Source organism: Bacillus sp. EB106-04-02-XG92 (genome assembly GCF_058791995.1).
In genome coordinates, this window is the sequence record NZ_JBYTEA010000001.1 from 699,557 (window position 1) to 723,650 (window position 24,094).

General features: G+C 37.7%; 24 protein-coding genes and 2 other annotated features. All 24 genes read right to left on the reverse strand.

The genetic code is table 11. The features are described from left to right. Nucleotides 1–3: 3 nt before the first annotated feature. A complete protein-coding gene (locus tag AC3WVA_RS03695) occupies nt 4–1,086 on the reverse strand; it encodes a HAMP domain-containing histidine kinase (protein WP_098345239.1) in 1,083 nt (360 codons plus the stop codon). Further along, nucleotides 1,076–1,783 (reverse strand): response regulator transcription factor, encoded by a 708-nt coding sequence (locus AC3WVA_RS03700; RefSeq protein WP_098345238.1) that lies wholly within the window; start codon nt 1,781–1,783, stop codon nt 1,076–1,078. The genes AC3WVA_RS03695 and AC3WVA_RS03700 overlap by 11 nt, the downstream gene beginning before the upstream one ends. 140 nt (nt 1,784–1,923) lie before the next feature. Continuing rightward, nucleotides 1,924–3,210 carry a GTPase ObgE gene (obgE, locus tag AC3WVA_RS03705; protein ID WP_048531424.1) on the reverse strand — a complete coding sequence of 429 codons (1,287 nt, stop codon included), beginning with the start codon at nt 3,208–3,210 and terminating at the stop codon, nt 1,924–1,926. Continuing rightward, the gene (locus AC3WVA_RS03710) at nt 3,210–3,758 is read right to left on the reverse strand and encodes a sporulation initiation phosphotransferase B (protein ID WP_001003587.1); all 549 of its coding nucleotides are present in this window, start codon (nt 3,756–3,758) and stop codon (nt 3,210–3,212) included. The genes obgE and AC3WVA_RS03710 overlap by 1 nt, the downstream gene beginning before the upstream one ends. Nucleotides 3,759–3,821: 63 nt before the next feature. Next, complete coding sequence (rpmA, locus tag AC3WVA_RS03715) at nt 3,822–4,112, reverse strand: 50S ribosomal protein L27 (RefSeq protein ID WP_000944957.1); 291 nt, start codon at nt 4,110–4,112, stop codon at nt 3,822–3,824. A gap of 3 nt (nt 4,113–4,115) precedes the next feature. Further along, the gene (locus AC3WVA_RS03720) at nt 4,116–4,460 is read right to left on the reverse strand and encodes a ribosomal-processing cysteine protease Prp (RefSeq protein WP_001973720.1); all 345 of its coding nucleotides are present in this window, start codon (nt 4,458–4,460) and stop codon (nt 4,116–4,118) included. Between the two features lie 11 nt (nt 4,461–4,471). Further along, complete coding sequence (gene rplU, locus AC3WVA_RS03725; RefSeq protein WP_000270907.1) at nt 4,472–4,780, reverse strand: 50S ribosomal protein L21; 309 nt, start codon at nt 4,778–4,780, stop codon at nt 4,472–4,474. A gap of 14 nt (nt 4,781–4,794) precedes the next feature. Beyond that, nucleotides 4,795–4,872: a sequence feature (ribosomal protein L21 leader region), on the reverse strand. A 77-nt stretch (nt 4,873–4,949) separates the two neighbouring features. After that, nucleotides 4,950–6,338, reverse strand: coding sequence for an Rne/Rng family ribonuclease (locus tag AC3WVA_RS03730; RefSeq protein WP_098345237.1), 1,389 nt, complete (start codon nt 6,336–6,338; stop codon nt 4,950–4,952). Between the two features lie 67 nt (nt 6,339–6,405). Continuing rightward, the gene (gene spoIVFB, locus AC3WVA_RS03735) at nt 6,406–7,266 is read right to left on the reverse strand and encodes a stage IV sporulation intramembrane metalloprotease SpoIVFB (RefSeq protein ID WP_048531427.1); all 861 of its coding nucleotides are present in this window, start codon (nt 7,264–7,266) and stop codon (nt 6,406–6,408) included. Further along, nucleotides 7,259–8,005 (reverse strand): stage IV sporulation protein SpoIVFA, encoded by a 747-nt coding sequence (gene spoIVFA, locus AC3WVA_RS03740; protein WP_098345236.1) that lies wholly within the window; start codon nt 8,003–8,005, stop codon nt 7,259–7,261. Before spoIVFA ends, spoIVFB begins: the two co-directional genes overlap by 8 nt. Before the next feature lie 133 nt (nt 8,006–8,138). Then, nucleotides 8,139–8,936, reverse strand: coding sequence for a septum site-determining protein MinD (minD, locus tag AC3WVA_RS03745; RefSeq protein ID WP_000503310.1), 798 nt, complete (start codon nt 8,934–8,936; stop codon nt 8,139–8,141). Nucleotides 8,937–8,938: 2 nt separating this feature from the next. Beyond that, nucleotides 8,939–9,625, reverse strand: coding sequence for a septum site-determining protein MinC (gene minC, locus AC3WVA_RS03750; RefSeq protein WP_071757209.1), 687 nt, complete (start codon nt 9,623–9,625; stop codon nt 8,939–8,941). Between the two features lie 35 nt (nt 9,626–9,660). Next, entirely contained in the window at nt 9,661–10,206 is a 546-nt protein-coding gene (gene mreD, locus AC3WVA_RS03755) for a rod shape-determining protein MreD (protein WP_048531434.1), read from the reverse strand. A gap of 14 nt (nt 10,207–10,220) precedes the next feature. Further along, nucleotides 10,221–11,072, reverse strand: a complete 852-nt coding sequence (gene mreC, locus AC3WVA_RS03760; RefSeq protein ID WP_098345235.1) for a rod shape-determining protein MreC — start codon at nt 11,070–11,072, stop codon at nt 10,221–10,223. A gap of 41 nt (nt 11,073–11,113) precedes the next feature. After that, nucleotides 11,114–12,133 carry a cell shape-determining protein MreB gene (gene mreB, locus AC3WVA_RS03765; protein ID WP_000466737.1) on the reverse strand — a complete coding sequence of 340 codons (1,020 nt, stop codon included), beginning with the start codon at nt 12,131–12,133 and terminating at the stop codon, nt 11,114–11,116. 157 nt (nt 12,134–12,290) lie between these two features. Then, nucleotides 12,291–12,968, reverse strand: a complete 678-nt coding sequence (gene radC / locus AC3WVA_RS03770; RefSeq protein ID WP_048531438.1) for a DNA repair protein RadC — start codon at nt 12,966–12,968, stop codon at nt 12,291–12,293. 47 nt (nt 12,969–13,015) lie between these two features. After that, nucleotides 13,016–13,591 (reverse strand): Maf family protein, encoded by a 576-nt coding sequence (locus AC3WVA_RS03775; RefSeq protein WP_098345234.1) that lies wholly within the window; start codon nt 13,589–13,591, stop codon nt 13,016–13,018. Nucleotides 13,592–13,965: 374 nt separating this feature from the next. Further along, entirely contained in the window at nt 13,966–14,928 is a 963-nt protein-coding gene (locus AC3WVA_RS03780; RefSeq protein WP_098345233.1) for a stage II sporulation protein B, read from the reverse strand. Between the two features lie 165 nt (nt 14,929–15,093). Then, a complete protein-coding gene (locus AC3WVA_RS03785) occupies nt 15,094–16,395 on the reverse strand; it encodes a bifunctional folylpolyglutamate synthase/dihydrofolate synthase (protein ID WP_098345232.1) in 1,302 nt (433 codons plus the stop codon). 94 nt (nt 16,396–16,489) lie between these two features. Then, a complete protein-coding gene (locus AC3WVA_RS03790; protein WP_000072219.1) occupies nt 16,490–19,135 on the reverse strand; it encodes a valine--tRNA ligase in 2,646 nt (881 codons plus the stop codon). Nucleotides 19,136–19,173: 38 nt separating this feature from the next. After that, nucleotides 19,174–19,405: a binding site (T-box leader), on the reverse strand. Between the two features lie 170 nt (nt 19,406–19,575). Further along, nucleotides 19,576–20,601, reverse strand: a complete 1,026-nt coding sequence (gene ysxE / locus AC3WVA_RS03795) for a spore coat protein YsxE (RefSeq protein ID WP_098345231.1) — start codon at nt 20,599–20,601, stop codon at nt 19,576–19,578. A 66-nt stretch (nt 20,602–20,667) separates the two neighbouring features. After that, nucleotides 20,668–21,645, reverse strand: coding sequence for a stage VI sporulation protein D (spoVID, locus tag AC3WVA_RS03800; protein WP_048531450.1), 978 nt, complete (start codon nt 21,643–21,645; stop codon nt 20,668–20,670). A gap of 109 nt (nt 21,646–21,754) precedes the next feature. Further along, a complete protein-coding gene (gene hemL, locus AC3WVA_RS03805) occupies nt 21,755–23,044 on the reverse strand; it encodes a glutamate-1-semialdehyde 2,1-aminomutase (RefSeq protein ID WP_098345230.1) in 1,290 nt (429 codons plus the stop codon). Beyond that, nucleotides 23,044–24,033, reverse strand: a complete 990-nt coding sequence (hemB, locus tag AC3WVA_RS03810; protein ID WP_071757203.1) for a porphobilinogen synthase — start codon at nt 24,031–24,033, stop codon at nt 23,044–23,046. Before hemB ends, hemL begins: the two co-directional genes overlap by 1 nt. Nucleotides 24,034–24,094 lie beyond the last annotated feature (61 nt).

Below are 24,094 nucleotides of genomic sequence, written 5' to 3' on the forward strand. Positions count from 1 at the left end.
ATCTTACAGTTTTGTCATTTTTCTCATTAATGTATGATATTCTTCATCTTTTGCAAATTGGAACGTGAATGTCGTCCCTTCCGCTTCAGCCGATTGCACATAAATACCGTGATGTAAATTATCACAAATTTCCTTCGTAATATATAAGCCCATTCCAGTCGCTTCCCTCGTTTTACGGCCATTTATTCCCGTAAAGAATGGATCAAATATACGCTTTACATCTTGCTCTGGAATACCGATTCCATTGTCCTTAATATGTAATAACACTTTTTGATCTTTCTCTTCAATTTGAAATTGAATTTCCTTTTTCTCTGCTTCTGAAATTTTCGTATACTTAATTGCATTTACAACGATTTGACCTATAGCAATACTGAGCCATTTTCTATCAGATGCAACCATACAAATATCTTCCTCAAACATTACTTTCGGAAATACAGACGATTGAATAAAGGATTTTCGATTTTCATTAATAATACCTCGAATGATATCTATCACATTTACTACTTCTACTTTATAATCTTTCGCAAACTGCTCTAACCTTGCCATATGTAACGCTAAATCTAAGCCATTTAGTATACGATTATTTTCTTCACGAATACTTTCAACCGTTGCCCTCGCTTCACGATGCTCTTTACCAAACTTCTGTAATAGCAATTCTATAACCGATACGGGTGTTTTCATTTGATGAATCCATTGATTCATAAATATCATTTGCTGCTGTTCTTTCGCATGTTGTTTATGCACTTCATCCATATATTGCTGTCTTAATAACGTAAACGATTCAACGACCATCTCTTGCTCTGACGTATAAGAAGTATCAATAAGCAATGAATCATGTAATGTATTTCCGCCAGTAACATACTTTTCTATCCTCTTTAAAAACACACTCCGTTTTCGGTAATCGTAAATGAGGTATACAGTAAATACAAGCACCCCTAATAAAAGTCCGTATAACCACGTACTCCAATCAATGGATCGCTTTTCTAAAAGACTTTGTAACTGCAAAACGAGCCCAAATAAACAAAGGCTGACAATATAGGAAAGAATTAAAGAAAAGCGATCCATGAGGTAATTTTTAACCTTCATGCCCTTCTCCCCACTCTGTAAGAAGCGCATAACCATATCCACGTTTCGTTACAATCGCATTTTTAATGCCCAGCTCCTCTAGTTTCTTCCTTACACGTTTTACATTTACAGTTAATGTATTATCATCAACAAAGGCTACTTCATCCCACAGAGCTTCTAATAATTCTTCGCGCGTTACATATTGATTTGCTTGTTTCATTAAACACTCTAATAAGTAAAATTCATTTTTTGTCAGTTCTGTTTGTTGCCCTTTCCACTCAACAACATGCTGAGATGGGAATAACAACAGTCCATTTACACCTAAACAATCACTCTCAGCAACAGAGGCATACTCACCATACCCACGGCGAAGTGCACTTTTCACCTTTGCCATTACAATATCTAAATGGAATGGCTTCGTAATGTAATCATCACCGCCATTTTCAATTGCCATTACTTGATCCATTTCCCCTGTTCTTGCAGAAACAAAAATAATTGGTGCATTCGATACACTGCGGATTTGACGACACCAATAAAAACCATCAAAATACGGTAAATTAATATCAAGTAACACGAGATGTGGATTTACTTTTACAAACTCATCTTTTATATGTCGTAAATCACTTGCTCTAAATGACTGATAGCCATACCTTTCTAAATGCTCTTCTAATATCCCCGCGATTTTTTCATCGTCTTCTACAATTAATATTTTATACATGTTCACTTTCTCCCTATAAAAAATTCTTCTAAAACCACTCCTCTTTTTATTATAAATTGAAAATTTAATTAGTGGGGATTTTTTCCTGTTTAAATCAGACTTTTACGATATAAAAAAAAGACTGCCATATTTCGGCAGTCTTAGTCGATAAATTCAAATTCATATTCAAGAATTTTTACAATATCTCCATCTTTCGCACCACGTGCACGAAGAGCTTCATCAATACCCATTCCGCGCATTTGACGAGCGAAACGACGTATAGATTCATCACGTGAGAAGTCTGTCATCTTGAATGTTTTCTCGATATCGTAACCAGAGATAACAAACGTGCCATCACTTTCACGTGTAATTTCAAATTTAACACCTTCAGTATCAAATTTGTACATTACACTTGTGTCAGACTCATCCGCAACTTGATGTATCGGGAATTCTGGTGTTGTTTCTATTAAGTTCGCTACTTCAAACAGTAAGTCACGAACACCTTGTTTCGTTACAGCTGAGATTGGGAAGATTTTTACTTCGTCTCCCACTTTCTCTTTAAATGCTTGTAAGTTTTCTTCTGCATCTGGCATATCCATTTTGTTTGCAACAACAACTTGTGGACGCTCCGTTAAGCGAAGATTGTATTCTTTTAATTCATTATTAATCGTTACGTAATCTTCAAATGGATCACGGCCTTCTAAACCAGACATATCAATAACATGCACGATTACACGTGTACGCTCGATATGACGTAAGAATTGATGTCCAAGTCCAACGCCAGCATGTGCGCCTTCAATTAGTCCAGGAAGGTCAGCCATAACGAAGCTGCGGTTATCACCAGTTTCAACAACACCAAGATTTGGAACGATTGTTGTGAAGTGATACTCTGCAATTTTCGGACGTGCTGATGATACGACAGATAATAATGTAGATTTACCTACACTTGGGAATCCGACAAGTCCAACGTCTGCTAGTACTTTAAGTTCTAGGATGACATCACGCTCTTGACCTGGTTCCCCGTTCTCAGCGATTTCTGGCGCTGGGTTCGTAGCTGTTGCGAAACGTGAGTTACCACGGCCACCGCGGCCACCTTTTGCAATTACAGCAGTTTGCCCATGCGTTACTAAATCGGCAAGAATTTGACCAGTTTTTTCATCTTTTACTACTGTTCCTGGTGGAACCTTTACAAGTAAATCTTCAGATTTACGTCCGTGCTGACCTTTACTCATTCCGTGCTGACCGCGATCAGCTTTGAAATGACGTTGGTAGCGGAAGTCCATTAATGTACGTAAGCCTTCCTCAACAACGAAAACAACATCTGCACCTTTACCACCGTCGCCACCTGCTGGGCCACCTTTTGGAACATACTTCTCACGACGATACGCAACCATTCCGTTACCACCGTCGCCGCCTTTTACATATATCTTGACCTGATCTACAAACATTATTTCACCACACTTTTTTCAATTGGTTGTAATATAACTGAGACCTCTTCGTCTCTTACTGTATAAGAAATGGAATACCATTTATTGTTTTGGGTCGCAAGCCAATTCTGTAGTTCTTCTACACTCGTTAGCTTACCACGAAAATCAAAAAAGAAACGAGCATTCTCCGCGTCACATTCAATTGTGATACAAACATAATTTTCAACATATACGTCTAAACTATGCTGAAGCATTGAGAAAAATTGATTCGTCCATGTACATACAGTCTCATCTAAGTGAGATAAGTTATGTAATTTCCCTAATACTTCGTACTCCAATAAGCACGGCTGCTGTTTCCAATTATATGTTAAAATCCACTCTGAAAATAAAGGCATTGATAGCCCCATCAGATTGGATTCTTGTCTCGCTTCTTGGACAAAACGATCGATGAGACTATGAATTTCTTCCACTTTTCCAAGGGAAAGGTTTCCTTTCACCATCTGCATACGATTGAGCCAATCATGCCTTGAATGGCGCAATGCATCTATAATTGTCCATTTTTCATTCATTTAGATACCCCTTAATATAGAAAAACTCTAACCTGCACTCAGGTTAGAGTTTTCCGTGAGTTCTTATGCTTCTTGAGCAACAGGATATACGCTCACTTGTTTGCGGTCACGGCCAAGACGCTCAAAGCGTACTACGCCGTCAACTTTCGCGTATAAAGTGTCATCGCCACCACGACCAACGTTAACACCTGGATAAATTTTTGTACCGCGTTGACGGTAAAGAATTGAACCACCTGAAACCGTTTGACCATCTGCGCGTTTAGCACCAAGACGTTTTGACTGAGAGTCACGACCGTTCTTTGTACTACCTACACCTTTCTTAGATGCGAAAAACTGAAGATCTAATCTTAACATACGTTACACCTCCTGCACTTTTTCTATTAAACGGATATACTTTCCGTAATCAAGTTCGATCGTCTTAAGCGAAACAACCAATCCTTCTAAAAGCGTTTGTGCTTTTTCTGCTGCATGAACGTCTAAATCATTAGGCAATTCATACGTTAAGAATCCGCCATCGCTTCCGAGTTCAATAGTTGCCTGCACATTACAAAGTTCTTCCACTGCATTTATAGAACCAAACACAACCGCTGTAGTTCCAGCACAGACAAGATCTTGTCCATGTGGCGCATAATCGGCATGTCCAGTCATTTTAAATGATTGGATACTTCCTAATTTCGTGCGACTTATCGTAATTTTAATCATGTTAACCTGAATTAAGCGTTGATAGCTTCAACAACTAGCTTAGTGTAAGGTTGACGATGACCTTGTTTCTTACGATTGTTCTTTTTCGCTTTGTATTTGAAAACGATGATTTTCTTAGCGCGACCTTGTTTTTCAACTTTCGCAGTAACTGTTGCACCTTCTACAACTGGGCTACCAACTTTAACGTTTTCGCCACCAACGAAAAGAACTTTGTCAAAAGTAACAGTTTCACCAGCTTCAACATCTAATTTTTCAATGTAGATTGCTTGACCAGCTTCAACTTTAATTTGTTTTCCACCTGTTTCGATAATTGCGTACATACTTGCACCTCCTCTTAATTACTAAGACTCGCCAAAAACGAGGTAGACATAAATGCCTTTAGGGAACCTGTCTTGTGCGGTTGTAGCATATAGCCGTTTAGGTGCTATAAACTATAACATAAAGATGTTACCATAATTCATTAACTATTGTCAATGAAAGTTCTACTAACTATTTTTTCCGTCCTACAATTTCTTTTTTACTTCCAAAACGGATAATGGCGTACTTTTCGATCATATCATCTTTGAAATAAATTTCAAATGGAATATTTTTTTGTAATTCTTTTTGCAAAAATTGTTTTTGTAATTCTTTAGGTCCAGCAATTAATACTGCTTCGTCTTCTATATTTCCATATGTGATTAGCTCTCTCTCTAACTCATACGCAATTGTTTCATATGACATCACATACCCCATCGCTTTGCACGGTACACACTCTTCTAGTAATACGTCGCGTAAAGAATGTTTTTTACGTTTACGTGTCATCTCCAAAATCCCTAACTCTGTAAACCCAAGTACTCTCGTATATGTGCGATCATTTTGCATAGCAGTGATGAGACATTCTCTTACCTTTTCTTTATCTTCTCTTCTTTTCATATTAATGAAATCAATTAATATCATACCGCCAATATCACGCAATCTTAATTGACGTGCTATCTCTTCAGCAGCCAATTCATTTGTACGAAGAACTGTATCTTGTAAATTCTGTTTTCCAGTAAACTTGCCCGTATTCACGTCAATTACAGTCATCGTCTCCATTTGTTCCACAATTAAATACGCACCGTTCGGGAGCCACACAATTTTTTGAAGTGCTTTCTCGATCTCACGCTCTATTCCAAAATGGCTAAACATTGAAGATTTTTCATTATAGAAAGATACTTTTTCTTTTCCGACTTTTTCTTCTAATTCTTTTACTATACTTCTTGTATCTACAACTACTTTTTCAATCGTTTCAATTGGATTCTCTTGAAATACACGATCTAAAAAGGTGGCTGGTCGATGAAGTAATAACGGCGCCTTTCCTTGGTCCTCTTTTCTTTTTAACTCTTCATATAGCTGCTGTAATCTTTGCATTTCAGCCTGTATTTCTTCAATTTCTCCTTTTTCAGAAGCAGAACGGAAAATGTATCCACCTGTCCCTTCTACTTCAATTTGGAGTAGTTGCTGCCTTCTTTTATTGTTTTTTATTTTCCGAGAAACGGCACGCATTTCATCATATGGCATATAAACGACATATTTCCCGGTAAATTCTATGTTCGCTGTCAATTTCGGCCCTTTCGTATCAATTGCCTCTTTCACAACTTGTACGAGTACGGCCTGCCCTTCATGTATACGATAAGAAGACGGCACATCATCGTATGAAAGATACGCATGCTTTTCTAAACCGATATTTACAAATGCTGCGTTCATTCCGGCAATCGTTCTTACGATACGTCCAACATAAATATGTCCAACAATCTCTTGTTCTTCATTTCGCTTCCATAAAAACTCAACCATTTTTTTCTTCTCTTCAATTGCAACGCGTTTTTCCGATCCAGCGTAGTTTATATATAACGTTTTCAAAATTATTTCCTCACTTTATAATCTTCTTTGCTTTTACAATAATAAAAGGTTAGTGCTATCGTCAACACTAACCGATTAATTCTTCGACAGATGAAGTTGTTCGCTTTTCAGTAAAATATGCATAGAGCAATTCATTTTCATCCAATGTGTAATGTTCTTTATATTTTCCATGGACGATAATAGAATGCTTATACCCTCTACGAAATTTTGTGAAGATCTTGTATAAATGATCTTCTGATTGCACTTCAATGGGTGCAATCTTTTCAATTCCTCTTTTGTTTCCATAGTATCGTTCTAACAAAAAACGCATAAAAGCGTACCGTCTTTGTTTCCATTCTCGATATAACGATATCGCTAAAAATATGAGAAGTACCCACATCATAATATTGTTACTATTCCAAAGCAACTGCCACACTAGTATTACACTAAAAAAAACACATGATAATTTCATCATCTTCTCATGTGCTTGTAAATAGGGAAAACGATATGATAATACGTTAAACAATACTTTCCCGCCATCTAGCGGCCAAATAGGAAGTAAATTAAATGCTAAAATAATTATATTATTCCACATAAAAAAATAATATAATTCCGCACCTAGCCAACCAGTTTCAAACAATATATAACCCACCGCCATCATCCAAATATGTTGAATAGGTCCTGCAATTACGACAACAAGCTCCTCTTTCAATGACTTATTCCCATGTTCCTCAAGCTCAGCTACACCACCAAACGGTAAAAGTTGAATCTTTTTAATACGCCAATTATAATGTGCCGCTGCGAAAGCATGCCCCAGTTCATGGATAAGAACGATACAAAATAAAAGCAGCAACTCTTTAAAACGTGCCGTAAAAATACCAATGACTATAATAACCCAAAACAACGGATGCACTGAAATTTTCGTTAAAACATCTCTATATTTAATCAAACGAAATCACCTGAATCGGGTCAATAAATTTTTCATTCTTTTTTATTGCAAAATAAAACTTACCATTTTTATTATTTGCGTCATTATTCACTGTTCCAATTTTTTGTTTCTTTGAAACGTAATCATATAATTTCACTGACATGTCATTTAAATTCGCATACCATGACTCCGTACCATCTGCATGCTGAATTTGAACTGTATTACCGAGTTCCTCTTTCTTACCTGCAAAAACAACAAGCCCTTCATTCACTGACTCAACAGTTGCATTTGTAGCTGTTTGGACAAATACACCTTGGCCATTTTTTTGAAACCCTTGCATTACCTTTCCTGAAGCAGGAATTGCATAATCTTTTTGCTGAATCGTTCCTTCTTTTTTCTCATTAGGCGAATAAAATACGAGAGGCTTTCCAAACTGCTTTTCGTACCATTTCGCTACAGTAGCAAACTGAAATTCTTCTTTCATCACTTTTTCTGTAACTGCTCTCGCACCGTCGAAAGAAGAGGGTGCATTCTTATATAAAATAGCGACAGAAAGAACCAATATTGCTGATAATAAAACTTTGAAGAGAAACACTTCTTTTCGAAATAAAGGATGAATTTCCTTTTCTCCATCTTCAATAAATACTGTTTCACTATCAAAATTCCCCCCAGCAAAATGCTGCTCTTCCTCCATCCTTTCTTGCTCTGCCTTCCTTTTCGCAATCCGTTTTTTAATTTCTTCTACACGTCTATTCTTCATACTGTCTCCTTTCTTTCGTTAAGCTAATTTACATAGAAACAGTTGTATACAGTTTGTACATATGTATGAGCTAGGAAAGGAAGATATTCGTGTGAAGAAAAAAGAAAACACTCCGCAAATATGCGAAGTGCTTTTAACGGATCCCAAAGAAGTTTTTCATCTTTGTAAATACCGATACCTTTTCTTGTTCAAATGCTTGTAATGGGACATTCTCACCCAACAAACGTCTTGCAATATTACGATAAGCTAACGCTGCTTTTCCGCTCGGTTGCAACGCTACAGGTTCACCTGTATTTGTAGCACGAATAACTTCATCATCATCTTCGACAACACCAAGAAGCTCGATTGACAATGTACGTACGATTTCATCAACATCTAACATATCCTGTTCATGAAGCATATGACTACGCACACGGTTAATAACAAGTTTCGGTGGTTCAATATCCTCTTTTTCTAAAAGCCCGATAATACGATCCGCATCGCGCATTGAGGATACTTCTGGCGTCGTAACAACGATTGCTTTATCCGCACCAGCTACCGCATTTTTAAATCCCTGCTCAATCCCCGCAGGACAATCAATTAATATGTAATCATAATCTTGACGTAATACTTGTATTAATTCATCCATTTGTTCAGGTGTTACCGCTGATTTATCACTCGTTTGTGCTGCAGGTAATAAATAAAGATCATCAAAACGTTTATCTTTAATAAGAGCCTGAGGTAAACGGCAACGCCCTTCAACGACATCAACAAGATCAAATACAATACGATTTTCCAGCCCCATTACTACGTCTAAGTTTCGAAGACCGATATCTGTATCAATTAAGCACACTTTCTTTCCAGATAACGCTAGAGCTGTACCAATGTTCGCAGACGTTGTAGTTTTACCTACACCGCCTTTTCCAGATGTAATTACTATTGCCTCTCCCACAGCTATACAATTCCCCTTTCTAACTTTGTTAAATTAGGTCTAAGATGAGTGAGAAGTTGCAGTCGATCGACAACAATGTGATTGTTCTCATTAATATACGCACATTCTGCCGCCTCCGCTCCGTCTTCTTTCTCTTCCGGAGCCCGCATTGCCACATCACTAATTCGAAGTTGCATCGGGTTCATAACAGATGCAGCGATTACAGCATCCGAATCCCCTTCGTACCCAGCATGCGCAATTCCTCTTAATGATCCTACGACAAAAATATTCCCCCCAGCGATAACCGTTCCGCCTGGATTAACATCTCCAATTAACAATAAATTTCCTTTTACATGTAAAACTTGTCCAGAGCGAACAATTTTGGAAATAGGGACAATTTCTGTTTCTTCTTTCCAAGCTATTGCTTCCGCTTTAGTTATAACATCACTTTCAATTGAATCCACAACAAGATTCTTTTTATTACGAATTAACGTACGAATCTCTTCTTGTTGGACTTCTGTTAAATAACGATTTCCCACTTTCACATGCACTTCAATTAAAGAGCGCCCATCACCATCATAGTAATGTGTAGAAAGCTTTTCATCCAATTCCTCTAGCAATTCAGAGAATGAACAACAATCATCTAAATGAAGCGTTATTCCGTCTTTTGTCCCTTTTATTGTTACATTTTGTTGCTTTTTTTCTTCCACTAAAGTTCACCCCACCGATTCAATTCGACATAAAATTAGAAAATCCTTTTTTCTTTTTCTTCCATCGCTTTTGAAAGACGCACTAAATATCGTCTCAGTGGGAAACAAACTATCAATAAGAAAATTGCATTTAGCAATAAAGTAGACAGGAGACGATCTGTGAAAAAGACATACGCTGACATATGAGTACGTCCTAACAAAGTTAAAAATCCATACACATAATACTCTAATGCTACTATACTAGCTAGTACGATAGAAGCAACAATAAATAAATTCAATTGTAATATCTTCATCACACTATAAACTAAATAAGCTAAAATCGGATACGCAAATATATATATACCGACAAGTTCTGTGTATACGGTATCAAATAAGAAACCAAATAAAAGTCCGTAATAAATCCCTTGGACCGGACTATAGTACACAGTAACAAAACATAAAACAATGATAAAGAAATGAGGTGCTGCTATACTATTTTTCCAAAAAACCTCTGTTGGAACAATAGTAGCAAACATATTTTCAAATAGAAAAACAAAAAGGAGCAAAAGAGGAAGAGCTGCTCTTTTTAGAATCTTCATCATCTCTTCTCCCCCTCCTATTCTAATGGCGCTGAAGGCGTTGCACGTTTCGCAACCGTAATATGCTCTACGTCATTCAAGTCAGCGGCCGGTTTTACATAAGCTGTTTTTGTTAAGCCGTATGGATCTGGCTGAACATCAACGATTTTTCCAATTACAAGACCTCTCGGGAAAATATCACCGAGTCCAGATGTTACTACTAGTTGATCGGGTTTTACATCTGCATCAGAGCCAATCTTTGTGAAAAGAAGTAAGTGCTTTTCTTTATCGTAACCTTCAATCAATCCAAAGATTTTCTCATTCCCTTGTACGATAGCAGAAACACGATTTGTTCGGCTCATAGAGCTTAGCAATTCTACTGATGATGTAAACTGAGATACACTTTTCACTCGTCCAACTAAACCTTGTGAAGTTACTACAGCCATATCTTTTTTAATTCCTTGCTGTGCCCCTTTATCAATTCCAATTAAATCGTACCATTTATCTGGATTACGAGAAACGACAGTTGCTGGAATTTCAGTATAATCGCTATTTAACTCTTTTTTACCAGTTAACTCTTGTAACTTCTTTTTATCATCTTCTAATTGCTTTACGTCACCTGATAACTTTGCATAGTTATCTAATTTTGCTTTTAATTCTTTATTCTCTTCATACGTGCGCTTTACATCTTCTACATTTTCGAAGAATCCAGCTACGTATTTCGCTGGCTTTTGGAATACACGTTCTACAACACCGACAGTGTCTTTAACAAACTGCTCTGGCCATGTTAAACTGTTCCGTTCTTTCAATGAGATTCCAATCAATGCCACGAGAAGAATGATACTAACTAACAAAACAATTAATCTTTTGTTTAAGAAAAACTGTGGCACGTTCACACCCTCTTAATTTCATTGATTTTTATTTTGCAATATTATCGAGCAGCAGTTTTGAAAAGATCGATATTGTCTAATGCTTTACCTGTTCCAATTGCTACGCAATCTAATGGATCTTCTGCAACAAGAACTGGCATATTTGTTTCTTCACTAATCACTTTATCTAAGTTACGTAGTAATGCTCCGCCGCCTGTTAATACGATACCACGGTCCATAATATCAGCCGCTAATTCAGGTGGAGTTTTCTCTAACGTATTTTTAACAGATTCTACAATTGCATCTACTGTATCTTTTAATGCATCTGCAATTTCTTCTGGCTGAATTAGTACTGTTTTTGGTAAACCACTTACTAAATCACGACCACGAATTTCCATAGGCTCAATACCTTCTGGCTCGCCTGCAGAACCGATTTCTAATTTCAATGCTTCAGCTGTTCTTTCACCAATCATTAAGTTGTAGCTTTTCTTAATGTACTGAATGATTGAATCGTCCATATCATCACCAGCAACACGAACTGATTGACTTGTTACAATACCACCTAAAGAAATAATTGCAACTTCTGTTGTACCGCCACCGATATCAACAACCATGCTACCAGTTGGTTCCCAAACAGGTAAGTTTGCACCAATTGCTGCTGCAAATGGTTCTTCAATTGGATAAGCGTCACGAGCACCAGCTTGACGAGTCGCGTCAATTACTGCACGTCTTTCTACAGCTGTAATACCAGATGGTACACATACCATTACGTATGGTTTACGTGAGAAAAATCCATTTGATTTTTGTGCTTGTTGAATGTAATATTTCATCATTGTTGCTGTCGTTTCGTAATCAGCAATTACACCGTCTTTCATTGGGCGAAGTGCCACAACGTTTCCTGGTGTACGACCAATCATTTGTTTTGCATCGCTACCTACAGCAACGATTTGTTTCGTATCAGTTTGTAACGCTACTACTGAAGGTTCACGTAAAACTACACCTTTTCCTTTTACATATACAAGCGTGTTCGCAGTTCCTAAATCTATTCCAAGATCGCGAGTAAATCCACCAAATCCAAACATATTATTTATCTTCCTTTCTTGTTTTCACGGACTCATTTTTTCTTACTTTATATTATAAAAACAGTACGTTTTTTATATCTTTATCCTTTTTGTAGATAAATTTCTACAAAAAACTCATAAATCACATTATAAAACAAAATAAGTAAAAAGCATAGTCTTAAATATGACCTTTTTCCTTTAAACTCACGAATTTATGGTCGCCTATTATAATATGGTCAAGCACTTCTATTCCAATAATTCGGCCGCATTCTACTAAGCGTTTTGTTACTTCAATGTCTTCTCGGCTCGGCGTGGGGTCTCCTGAGGGATGGTTATGAAGACATATGATAGAGGCTGCTGCACGGCGGAACGCTTCTTTAAAAACTTCCCTTGGGTGTACAATTGATGTGTTTAAGCTTCCAATGAAAATGGTTTGCCTATGTATAACTTGATTTTTTGTGTTTAAATATAAACATACAAAATGCTCCTGCTGCAGGAAACGCATTTCTTCCATCATATATCTCGCGCAATCTTCTGGGCTTCGAATGCTATATCTATTTTGATACTCTAAACGCACCATTCTTCTACCGAGTTCAAAAGCAGCTATAAGCTGGGTTGCCTTCGCAACCCCAACACCATGTATACTGATAAGCTCTTCTAACGTTGCATCTTTCAACATACGTAAACCGTCAAAGTGATGTAAAATTTTATCTGATAACTTTAAAACTGTTTCTTCTTTAGAACCTGTTCTGAGTAACACTGCAAGAAGCTCCCGATTCGATAAACTTCCAGCTCCTTCTAACAATAAACGCTCCCGTGGCTGTTCTTCTTTGACAACATCACGAATACCGTTCATTTCTCCACCCCTTTTATTTGTTCACTCAAAGAAAATCCCATGCAATTTTACGCATGGGTTATATCAGTATCAAATTGTCTTAATTCCCGAACAAGACGTGCAATTGGTAACCCGACTACACTATAGTAGTCCCCTTGAATATGTTGAACAAAAATAGACCCTTTACCTTGAATGCCATAACTTCCTGCTTTATCAAGAGGCTCTTTTGATGCAACGTATGCGTCAATTTCCTCTTCTGTTAATTCCCAAAACGTAACTTCTGTACGCTCGTAAAAAGTGACTGTTTTGTCTTTCGCTATAATTGCAACACCTGTATACACCTCATGTGTTTTCCCTGATAATAATTGCAACATTTCTTTCGCCTCAGCCTCATTAGAAGGCTTTCCAAGAATACGCGAATCATATGTAACAATTGTATCTGCACCTAACACAATGTGATCACTATTCGTTTCTGCTACCGCAGATGCTTTTTGCAAAGCAAGTGACATAACAATATCAGAAGGTGATGAATACGCACCAATCGTTTCTTCTACTTCACTTACAATGATTTCAAACGGTACACCAGCTAACTCAAGTAATTCCTTCCTACGTGGTGATCCTGAAGCTAAAATAATTTCCCTCATATTTTCTCCTTCCTTTCTCACATGAAGCAGAATCATTTACAACAATCGTATCAAAGGAATAGTTTGTCCACAAATGAAAGAAATATTATTTTCTCTATATAAAATAATACTTCTTTACTAACATACGATTATATTTCTGCCATAGAGAAAGCACTTTGCTATAAAGTAAAACTTTAATCAGTGGGGGTTTTCTTCATCCCCCACTGATTATCAGCCCTCACCAATCGGACTTTAATGGGCAACCCGACCCCCACCTAACTTCTTTGCTTTCGCTGCATTTTGAGGTGGGGGTCTTATTGCCCATTAAAGCGGGATAAACTCAAAAGAAAAGAAAGAAGTACCTACACTTCTTCCCTCGTCATTTCATTATCCTATTATTTCGCCTTTTGTGAAACAATTTTTTCATACGAAAGCATACCATCAATAATAACTTGATTTAATTTCGCCAAAGATTCCTTATCACCTTTTCCATCCTTCACTGTTTGCACAGCTACTGACGTATACATATACAATTTCTTCGCTTCTTCTTGCTTCATACTTTTCCCTTCTTTTTCAATCGCTTTCCACTCTTTTTCAATCGCACCTATATCTTTCGCATTACTTTTCCCACTACCTTGTACGCTAGAAGCATATTTTGCTAAATGAGTATATAATGGCTGTACTTTTGTTAATAACGATCCAACTTCTTTATCATCTTTAAGTAACGCTTTATCTGTTATATCCCAGTCCTTTTTTAATACGGAAACATTATCATTTTTATACTGCGTCATTAATTGGTTTACGCCTTGTTCATCGCTAGCAATACCAACAACTAATGCATACTTATCACCGCTCGGTTTTAAAGCTGCAACGCCTCCATTACCTTTCCACTCTTCAAGAGCAGCCTGTCCCTTTTCTTCAGAAGAATAAATTCCTCCTTGAACAAAAAATAATTTCATTGGATTTAATGACGTTCCTGTCTGCGCTTTTGGTTTTTCCTCTTTTTGTGCTGGTGTTTGTTCTGCTGTTCCACCCACCTTTGATTCTTCATTTCGCGTCTGCTTCGAAGCCGTTACTTCGCTTCCCCCTGTCGCACCTTGTCCTTTCAGTAACTGTAGCATGCCCATCCCAAACGCCGTACCAATAATAATTGCCGTTGCAACAATTGCAATTAACGTATTGCTCCACTTCTTCCGTGTTTTTTCTGTAGACACTAATTTCGCTTTTTGAAACGGAACAACGTTTTTCGGTCTTTCACTTTCTACTACCATCCATTCAAATTCATCTTTCTTCTTCTCCTCATACTTCGCTTCTGTTCCATTCACTTTCACTGAGATCGTTCGTGATTGCTTGTCCATACACTCACACCTCACCTCTTATCGTTGTCCGCATCATACCATATTCATTTCACAAAAAAACGAGATATTTGTCAGAGGAATTCGCCAAATAACCCTATATATTTATCTTATATGTATGCATTTGACTTCATTTGTAGAACAAAAAAACTAGATAGCAAAGACTATCTAGTTTTTCTCGCGAATATATTTTCGAACTTCCGAAATGAAATAAAGAGAACCTGTTATGATAAAAACATCATTTTCCCCAATCATTTCAACCTTCGTATCAATTGCCTCTTTCCAATTTTCAAAAACTAATTTTGATTCTTTCTTTGCATACGATGCAAGCTCGCCTGCTGAAATAGCACGATCAAAGGCGAATGTTGTAAAAATAATTTCATCGGCAATTGTTTCTAATTGACCTACCATATTATGCAACTGTTTATCACCAAGGGCAGTAAATAAAACTATTACATTTTTATCTTTGTAATGTGATTCTACTGTTTTCACAAGACTTTCGATACCTTCTGGGTTATGAGCACCATCTATAATAATATCTGGATTACTTTGCAATTTTTCAAAGCGCCCAATCCAATACGCTTCCTGTAATCCCGCTCTTATTTCTTCTTCCTCAATTAAAAATGATAAGTATGTTTTTACATACATGACTGCCATAAGTGCAAGTGCTGCGTTTCCTACTTGATGACTGCCTTTCATTGAGATTCGCACATCTTCAAAAGAGGCGAAAGGACAAGTAAAATCGAACTGTTCTCCATCTTCGCTAGACTGTTTATGTAACGCTGTAAAATGGTTGCCCATCTCGTATAAGTTTGCATGATTTTCCTTTGCAACCTTTTGAATGACTTGCAACGCTTCCTCATCTTGTACACCAGTAATAACCGGAACACCAGACTTAATAATTCCCGCCTTTTCATATGCAATTTCTCCTAGTGTATTCCCTAAAATATGCATATGATCGTGGCCAATATTTGTAATAATCGTGAGAACAGGGTGAATCACATTCGTAGAATCAAAGCGCCCTCCAAGCCCTGTTTCAAATAAAACAACATCACAGAAATTAACTTTACCGAAATAACAAATTGCCATAACAGTAATAATTTCAAACTCAGTCGCTTCCCCTAAATCCGTCTCATCTAGTTTTTCAACAATTGGCTTTACCATCTTTACAAGTTCAGTAATTTCTTCATCTGCAATTGGTGTGCCGTTCACACTAATACGTTCGTTAAATGTTTCAATATAAGGAGAGGTAAATGTCCCTACCTTATACTTTGCGTCTTCTAGCATATAACGCATATATGTTAACGTTGAACCTTTTCCATTTGTACCAGCAAGATGAACACATTTTATGTGACGCTCTGGATTTCCTAGCTCTTCTAGCATCCATCTCATTCTTTCTAACCCTGGTTTAATACCAAACTTCAATCGGCTATGAATCCATCCTATTGCTTCTTCGTATGTATGTATCACGTATGCTTTCCCCTTTCAAAAGACAACCTTCATCATTCTATTATACGCAAAGAAAAGAGACTCACCAATATAGTGAGTCTCTAAAAAACATTTTTTATTTCTCAAGATCTGCTAGACGTTGGCGAACTGCTTCGCGTTTTTCTAGATAATCTTGCTCTTTCGCACGCTCTCCTTCAATAACTGCTGCAGGAGCTTTCGCTACGAAACCTTGGTTTGAAAGTTTCTTCTGTACACGTTCTACTTCTTTGTCGAACTTCTCAAGTTCTTTCTCAAGACGCGCTCTCTCTTCATCAAGATTGATAAGATCAGCTAACGGTAAGAATAACTCTGCACCTGTTACGATTGCAGTCATCGCTTTTTCTGGCGCTTGTAAATCCGTTTGAATTGTTAATTCGCTTGGGTTACAGAAACGCTCAATGTAAGAGCTGTTTTTCGTAAGTTGAGCAAGTACAGCCTCGTCTTTTGCTTTAATTTGCATTTGAACTTTTTTGCTCATTGGCGTATTAACTTCTGCACGGATGTTACGAACAGAGCGAATGATATCAACTAGAAGGTGCATTTCTGCCGCTGCTTCTGTATCTTGTAAATCTTCGCGAACTGTTGGCCATGCTGCTACTGTAATAGACTCGCCTTCATGAGGTAAATGTTGCCAAATTTTCTCTGTTACGAATGGCATGAATGGGTGTAATAGACGCATTGTTTGGTCTAATACGTAAGCTAAAATAGAACGAGTTGTTTTCTTAGCTGCTTCATCTTCACCGTATAGTGGAAGTTTCGCCATTTCAATGTACCAGTCACAGAAATCGTCCCAAATGAAGTTGTATAATGAACGACCAGCTTCACCGAACTCATATTTATCCATGTTACGTGTTACGCTTTCGATTGTTTCATTTAAACGAGTTAAAATCCACTTATCTGCAACTGATTTTTCACCAGTTAAATCGATTTCTTCATACTTCATATCATCCATGTTCATTAATACGAAACGTGATGCATTCCAAATTTTATTAATGAAGTTCCAAGTAGATTCTACTTTTTCCATGCTGAAACGTAAGTCTTGACCTGGTGCACTTCCCGTTGATAAGAAGAAACGCATTGCATCTGCACCGTACTTCTCGATAACTTCCATTGGATCAATACCGTTACCAAGAGATTTACTCATTTTACGTCCTTGCTCATCACGAACTAAACCGTGAATTAATACATCTTTAAATGGACGCTCGCCTGTAAACTCTAAACCTTGGAAAATCATACGAGATACCCAGAAGAAGATGATGTCATAACCCGTTACTAGTGCATCAGTTGAATAGTAACGTTTGAAGTCTGCTGCATCTTCATTTGGCCAACCAAGTGTTGAGAATGGCCATAACGCTGAACTGAACCATGTATCAAGTACGTCGTTATCTTGATTCCAGTTTTCAATATCTGCTGGCGCTTCTGTACCTACGTATACTTCACCAGTTTCTTTATGATACCAAGCTGGAATGCGGTGTCCCCACCATAATTGACGAGAAATACACCAGTCGTGAATGTTTTCCATCCAACGTAAATATGTGTTTTCGAAACGCTCTGGTACGAACGTTACTTTCTCTTCTTCTTTTTGTTGAAGCGCTACTGCCTTCTCAGCAAGTGGAGCCATTTTTACGAACCATTGTGTCGATAAGTAAGGCTCAACAACTGCACCACTACGCTCACTATGACCTACTGAGTGCATATGAGGCTCGATTTCTACTAATACACCCGCTTCTTGTAAATCTTTCACTAACGCTTTACGGCATTCAAAACGATCCATGCCGTTATACTTACCAGCTTTTTCGTTCATCGATCCATCTTCGTTCATTACTAATATACGTGGTAAGTCATGACGGTTACCTACTTCAAAGTCATTCGGGTCATGAGCTGGTGTAATTTTTACAACGCCTGTTCCGAAATCTTTTTCTACGTACTCATCAGCAATAATCGGAATCTCACGGCCTACGATTGGAAGTGTAACTGTCTTTCCGATTAAATGCTTGTAACGATCGTCTTCTGGATGAACCGCTACTGCTGTATCACCAAGCATCGTTTCTGGACGAGTTGTTGCAAGACGAATATGACCAGAACCATCTGTTAATGGATAGTTCATATGGTAGAATGCACCTTGAACTTCTTTATGAATTACTTCAATATCAGAAAGGGCTGTGCGTGTTGCTGGGTCCCAGTTGATAATGTATTCACCACGGTAAATTAAGCCTTTTTCGTATAATTGAACGAATACTTTATTAACCGCATCAGATAAACCTTCGTCTAATGTGAAACGTTCGCGAGAATAGTCTAGTCCTAAACCAACTTTCCCCCATTGTTGACGAATGTGAGAAGCATATTCTTCTTTCCACTCCCAAGCTTTTTCAAGGAATTTCTCACGGCCAAGATCGTAACGTGAAATACCTTCTTCACGAAGTTTCCCTTCTACTTTCGCTTGTGTTGCGATACCTGCATGGTCCATCCCTGGAAGCCATAATACATCGTAACCTTGCATACGCTTCGTACGAGTTAAAATATCTTGAAGAGTTGTATCCCAAGCGTGACCTAAGTGTAACTTACCAGTTACGTTCGGAGGTGGAATTACAATTGTATAAGGTTGTTTCTTCTCGTCTCCTGTTGCTTCAAAATATTTGCCTTCTAGCCACCACTGATAAAGGCCTTCTTCAACGGACATATGATCATATTTAGTTGGTAAATTCTTTTCCGTGTTTGACATTATTTTCCCTCCTTAAAATAAAAAATGCCCCTCATCCAAAAAAGGACGAGGGACATCGCGGTACCACCTTTATTTACAAACAAATTCAGAATTTGCTTATACTCTTAATTTGATAACGGACAAATCCGTCTTTTCCTAATGAGAACTATTCCGTTCAGAAAAGATGCTCCAGGGCTACCTTCTAACATAACTATCTAGAGAATCTCCCAGCTAATGATTCTCCTCTCTGAAGACGTTTCTTGTTATACTCTTCCCCTTCAAGGCATTTATATGATTGTTAATTATTATATACAATAGTGTAAAAAACGAAACCTTATTCGTCAAGATAAATTTAAGTCTATGAATTTTCGGGCACACAAAAAAGATAAGTAGCATCCTCTACTTATCTTTTTATCCCGCTATTTGCAGGCAGTCCTACCCATACTAATTAAAGTTGCACTTTATCCGTTCCCCTGCTGGGCAGCTTGTAATTGCGATAGGAAATACTCTATATTACTAACGAGCCAATGCGCTTGTTGCAAGCTCTTTACTCCGAGAAGTTCATTTTCCTCATTACGACTCTCTCTTCTTTTCTTATAAGACTGGATTTGCCGAATAAATTGCGATGGATACGTCATATATGCAAACATAAGTAGTTGCTCTTCTTTCGTAAAAGGGAAATTTTTTTGGTACATTTGATACCATTCAAACCGATCACTTCGCGCAATTGGATATGTGTTTAAAGACCGCGAATAAAAACCTACTATATCTTGCACAGGTGTTGCAAACTTCGATTTTTCTAAACTAATAAAATAGCCGTTCCGTTCATAATCAAATAAAAAGTGATTAAGCGATACGTTACCATGCACAAAAGTAATGCGTGTTTTTTCTTTTTCTTTCATCGCATCGTTCCACTCATTTAATTGCTTCGTTGCAAACTCACGCGCCCTCATTACATGATGATAGTACGTACAATATTGTAATTCAAACGGAGACATATACCACTTTGCTTCAGATTCTACGAGGAACTCTTCTAACATTTCACCATCATTCTCCCAGCGATCAGATATATTCGTATAATGCTTTTTTAAATCTTCTTCTGTATACGTTTCTTCTTTTACCGTTTTTTGATGCAACGTCCCGAGAGTTTGAAACATTTTATGGTATTGATCATTATCCTCGCCGTTCCCTTCTGCACGTTCTAACCACGGCATTAAATAATAATTATACGTACCGTCACTTAAAATATAATTGCCATCCGTCGCATGGTATATCGGTACATAATTTGAAAAACCTTTCTCCTTCAAATATTGAATATGGTGCAAAAAGTTATTCCGCTCTAACTTCCTGCCTTCTATTCTCTTGAGCGCATATGGACCTTGATTCGTATAAATTTTCGTTACGCTTCCGTGCTCTTCCATATGCTGCGTATCCAATCTATATTGACTTACAATGGGTTCATAGCGATTTCGTAATTCCATATCCATACGAATAACCCTTTCTATTCAAAACATAGCCTATAGAAAAACAAGTGGGTGAAAACACTCACCCACTTATTTCGCTTTTGCTCTTGAAACAGGAATATAAATAATTTGTCCTGCAGTTAAATATATATCTTCTGTTTGATTAACACGGTATAAGTTTTGTACAGACGTTTCATAACGATCTGCAACAGATTCGATCGTATCTCCTTCTTGCACGAAATACATTCTTAACTTTGTAAATTCCTCTTCCGGTTCCTTCGTAAATAATTTCGTTAAATAAAGCGCATTTTCATCGCGCTGTGAATACGTTTCCTCTTCTTGTACTTCTTGTTTTTTCGCTTGTTCTTTCTTGAAATCTTTTCGTCCGAACAATTCAAATTGTGGCGTTGTTTCTTGCTCTTCTTCACGCTCTACAAGTTCATGTTCTTCTATTCCCTCTTCCTCTACTTCCTGCTCTTTTCTTTCTTCTAGTTGGAACGGTTCAAATGCGTAATCTTCCCACTCATCTGATTCCTTATAAGCTGGCTCTTCAACTTGCGGCGTCGGTCTAGTTTCATACTCTTGCGCTGAATCATCCTCTAACTCAGCATACGCCGTTTCTTCCTCTTCATCCTCAATTCTTTCTTCATCACATAAACCTGTAATAGATATATCCGCTAATAATTGTAAGCAACCATTTTCCTTTAATTCATAATCAAATTCCTCGATAGATACATATAGTTCTTCAATTACTTTCACACGGTTTCTCGGAATTGATATTTCAAGCGGAAAGGAATGAACAAGTTCATTAACCCCATCTTCCCTTGTTTCTACATAATCAATTGACTTCGCTGGTGATAGATCCCTTAATGAATAAGCCGAATCATCTTGCCGCGCAACATACTCTCCCGTTAAATCTAATTGCCCTCTCACGATAACTTCATGATCAAGCTCTTCTATCTCAACGTCTGGATCTAACGAAATTGACAAAAGTTCTTCGACTTCCTGTCCTTTTTGGAACCAAACAGATTCTTTTAATGAAAAACGTAATGAATGATCTGTTGCCACTTCTTTTCCCCCTCCCAAACTATATGTCATTACAGATTTATGTGCGGAAAGCTGACTTTATGAATAAAAAAAATCGCCCCCCTTATGGAGAGCGATTTTCTTTATTCAATTAAGCTTTTAATTTTGACATAGCAATCTCAGCCGCTGCAATTGTCGCCTCAATATCCGCATCACTATGTGCTGTCGATAAGAATAAGCCTTCAAATTGAGATGGCGGTAAGAATACACCTTGTTCTACCATTTCACGATAGTAAGCTGCAAAGAATTGTAAGTTTGAAGATTTTGCTGCATCGTAATTAATGACTTGTTCATCTGTAAAGAAGATACCAATCATAGAACCTGCACGGTTAATATGATGCGGAATGCCATGTTTTACAGCCGCTTTATGTAAGCCAGCTTCTAACATTTCAGCTTTACGCTCGAATTCTACATATGATTCTGGCGTTAACTGTACTAACGTTTCATATCCTGCTGCCATTGCAAGTGGGTTACCTGATAAAGTACCTGCTTGGTAAATCGGTCCGCTCGGTGCAACTTGGCGCATAATTTCTGCTTTACCCCCGTATGCTCCTACTGGTAACCCACCACCGATTACTTTACCTAAACAAGTTAAATCAGGTGTTACACCGTAATAACCTTGTCCGCAATTATAAGCAACTCGGAATCCTGTCATTACTTCATCAAAAATAAGCAATGCACCATTTTGCTCTGTTACTTCACGAAGTCCTTCTAAAAATCCTGGCAGCGGAGGAACAACACCCATATTCCCTGCTACTGGTTCTACAATGACACAAGCAATATCATCACCGAATTGCTCAAAAGCGTATTTTACACTTTCTAAATCGTTATACGCTACTGTAATCGTATTTTTCGCTACACCCTCTGGTACACCAGGGCTATCTGGTAAACCTAGCGTTGCCACACCAGAGCCTGCTTTAATTAATAACGAGTCACCATGACCGTGGTAACAACCAATGAATTTCAAAATTTTATTACGGCCTGTATAACCACGAGCTAAACGTAGCGCACTCATTGTCGCTTCTGTTCCAGAATTAACCATACGTACAATTTCAATTGATGGTACGCGCTCAATAACAAGTTTCGCTAATTTATTTTCAATTTCCGTTGGAGCACCGAAGCTTGTACCTCTTTCAGCAACAGCTTTTAAAGCTTCTACAACACGGTCGTTTGCATGACCATGAATTAAAGGACCCCATGATAATACGTAATCGATGTATTCATTTCCATCGATATCATATACTTTAGAGCCTTTTCCGCGCTCCATAAACAACGGATTCATACCGACAGACTTAAAGGCACGAACCGGACTATTTACACCACCAGGCATTAAATCTTGCGCCTCTTCAAACGCCGCAATCGACTTATCAAACTTTTTCATTATTTAGCGCCTCCTTCTTGTAACCATCTTGCTGCATCTTTTGCATGATACGTAATAATTAAATCTGCTCCTGCACGTTTCATACTAATTAATTTTTCAAGTACAACTTCTTTTTCATTAATCCAACCATTTTGCGCTGCCGCTTTAATCATCGAATACTCACCACTTACGTTATAAGCAACGACTGGTAAATTAAAGTTATTTTTCACATCACGAACGATATCTAAGTAAGAAAGAGCTGGCTTTACAATTAAGAAATCTGCCCCTTCCATTACATCTGATTCCGCTTCACGGAATGCTTCCATACGGTTCGCTGGGTCCATTTGATATGTTTTACGATCACCAAATTGCGGTGCACCGTGCGCTGCATCACGGAATGGTCCGTAAAATGCTGATGAATATTTCACAGCGTACGACATAACTGGTACATGTCCAAAACCATTTTCATCTAATGCATGGCGAATTGCTGTTACGAATCCGTCCATCATGTTTGATGGCGCAATAATATCTGCTCCTGCTTGTGCTTGGCTTACAGCTGTTTTTGCCAGAACTGCAAGAGACTCGTCATTTAAAATAATACCATCTTCAATTACACCGCAATGACCATGGCTTGTGAATTGACATAAACATGTATCTGCAACTACTACTAAATCAGGGAATTCGCCTTTAATTTGCTTAATTGCACGTTGCACAATTCCATGATCACAATATGCTGATGATCCAACCTCATCTTTTTCAGCAGGTAAACCGAATACAATAACAGAACGAATACCTAAATCAACAACTTCTTGCATTTCAGCTTGCAATAAATCTAAAGACATTTGATATACGCCTGGCATAGAAGGCACTTCATTACGAACATTTTCTCCTTCTAATACAAAAATAGGGTAAATAAAATCTTCCGTATGTAAAAACGTTTCACGCACAAGCGCACGCATATTACCACTTTGTCTTAAGCGACGATGACGATTAAATTGTAAAGAGTTCATAGATTTCTATCCCCATTCTTTTATTTTATCCCGCTATTTACGGGCAGTAAGACCCCACTAA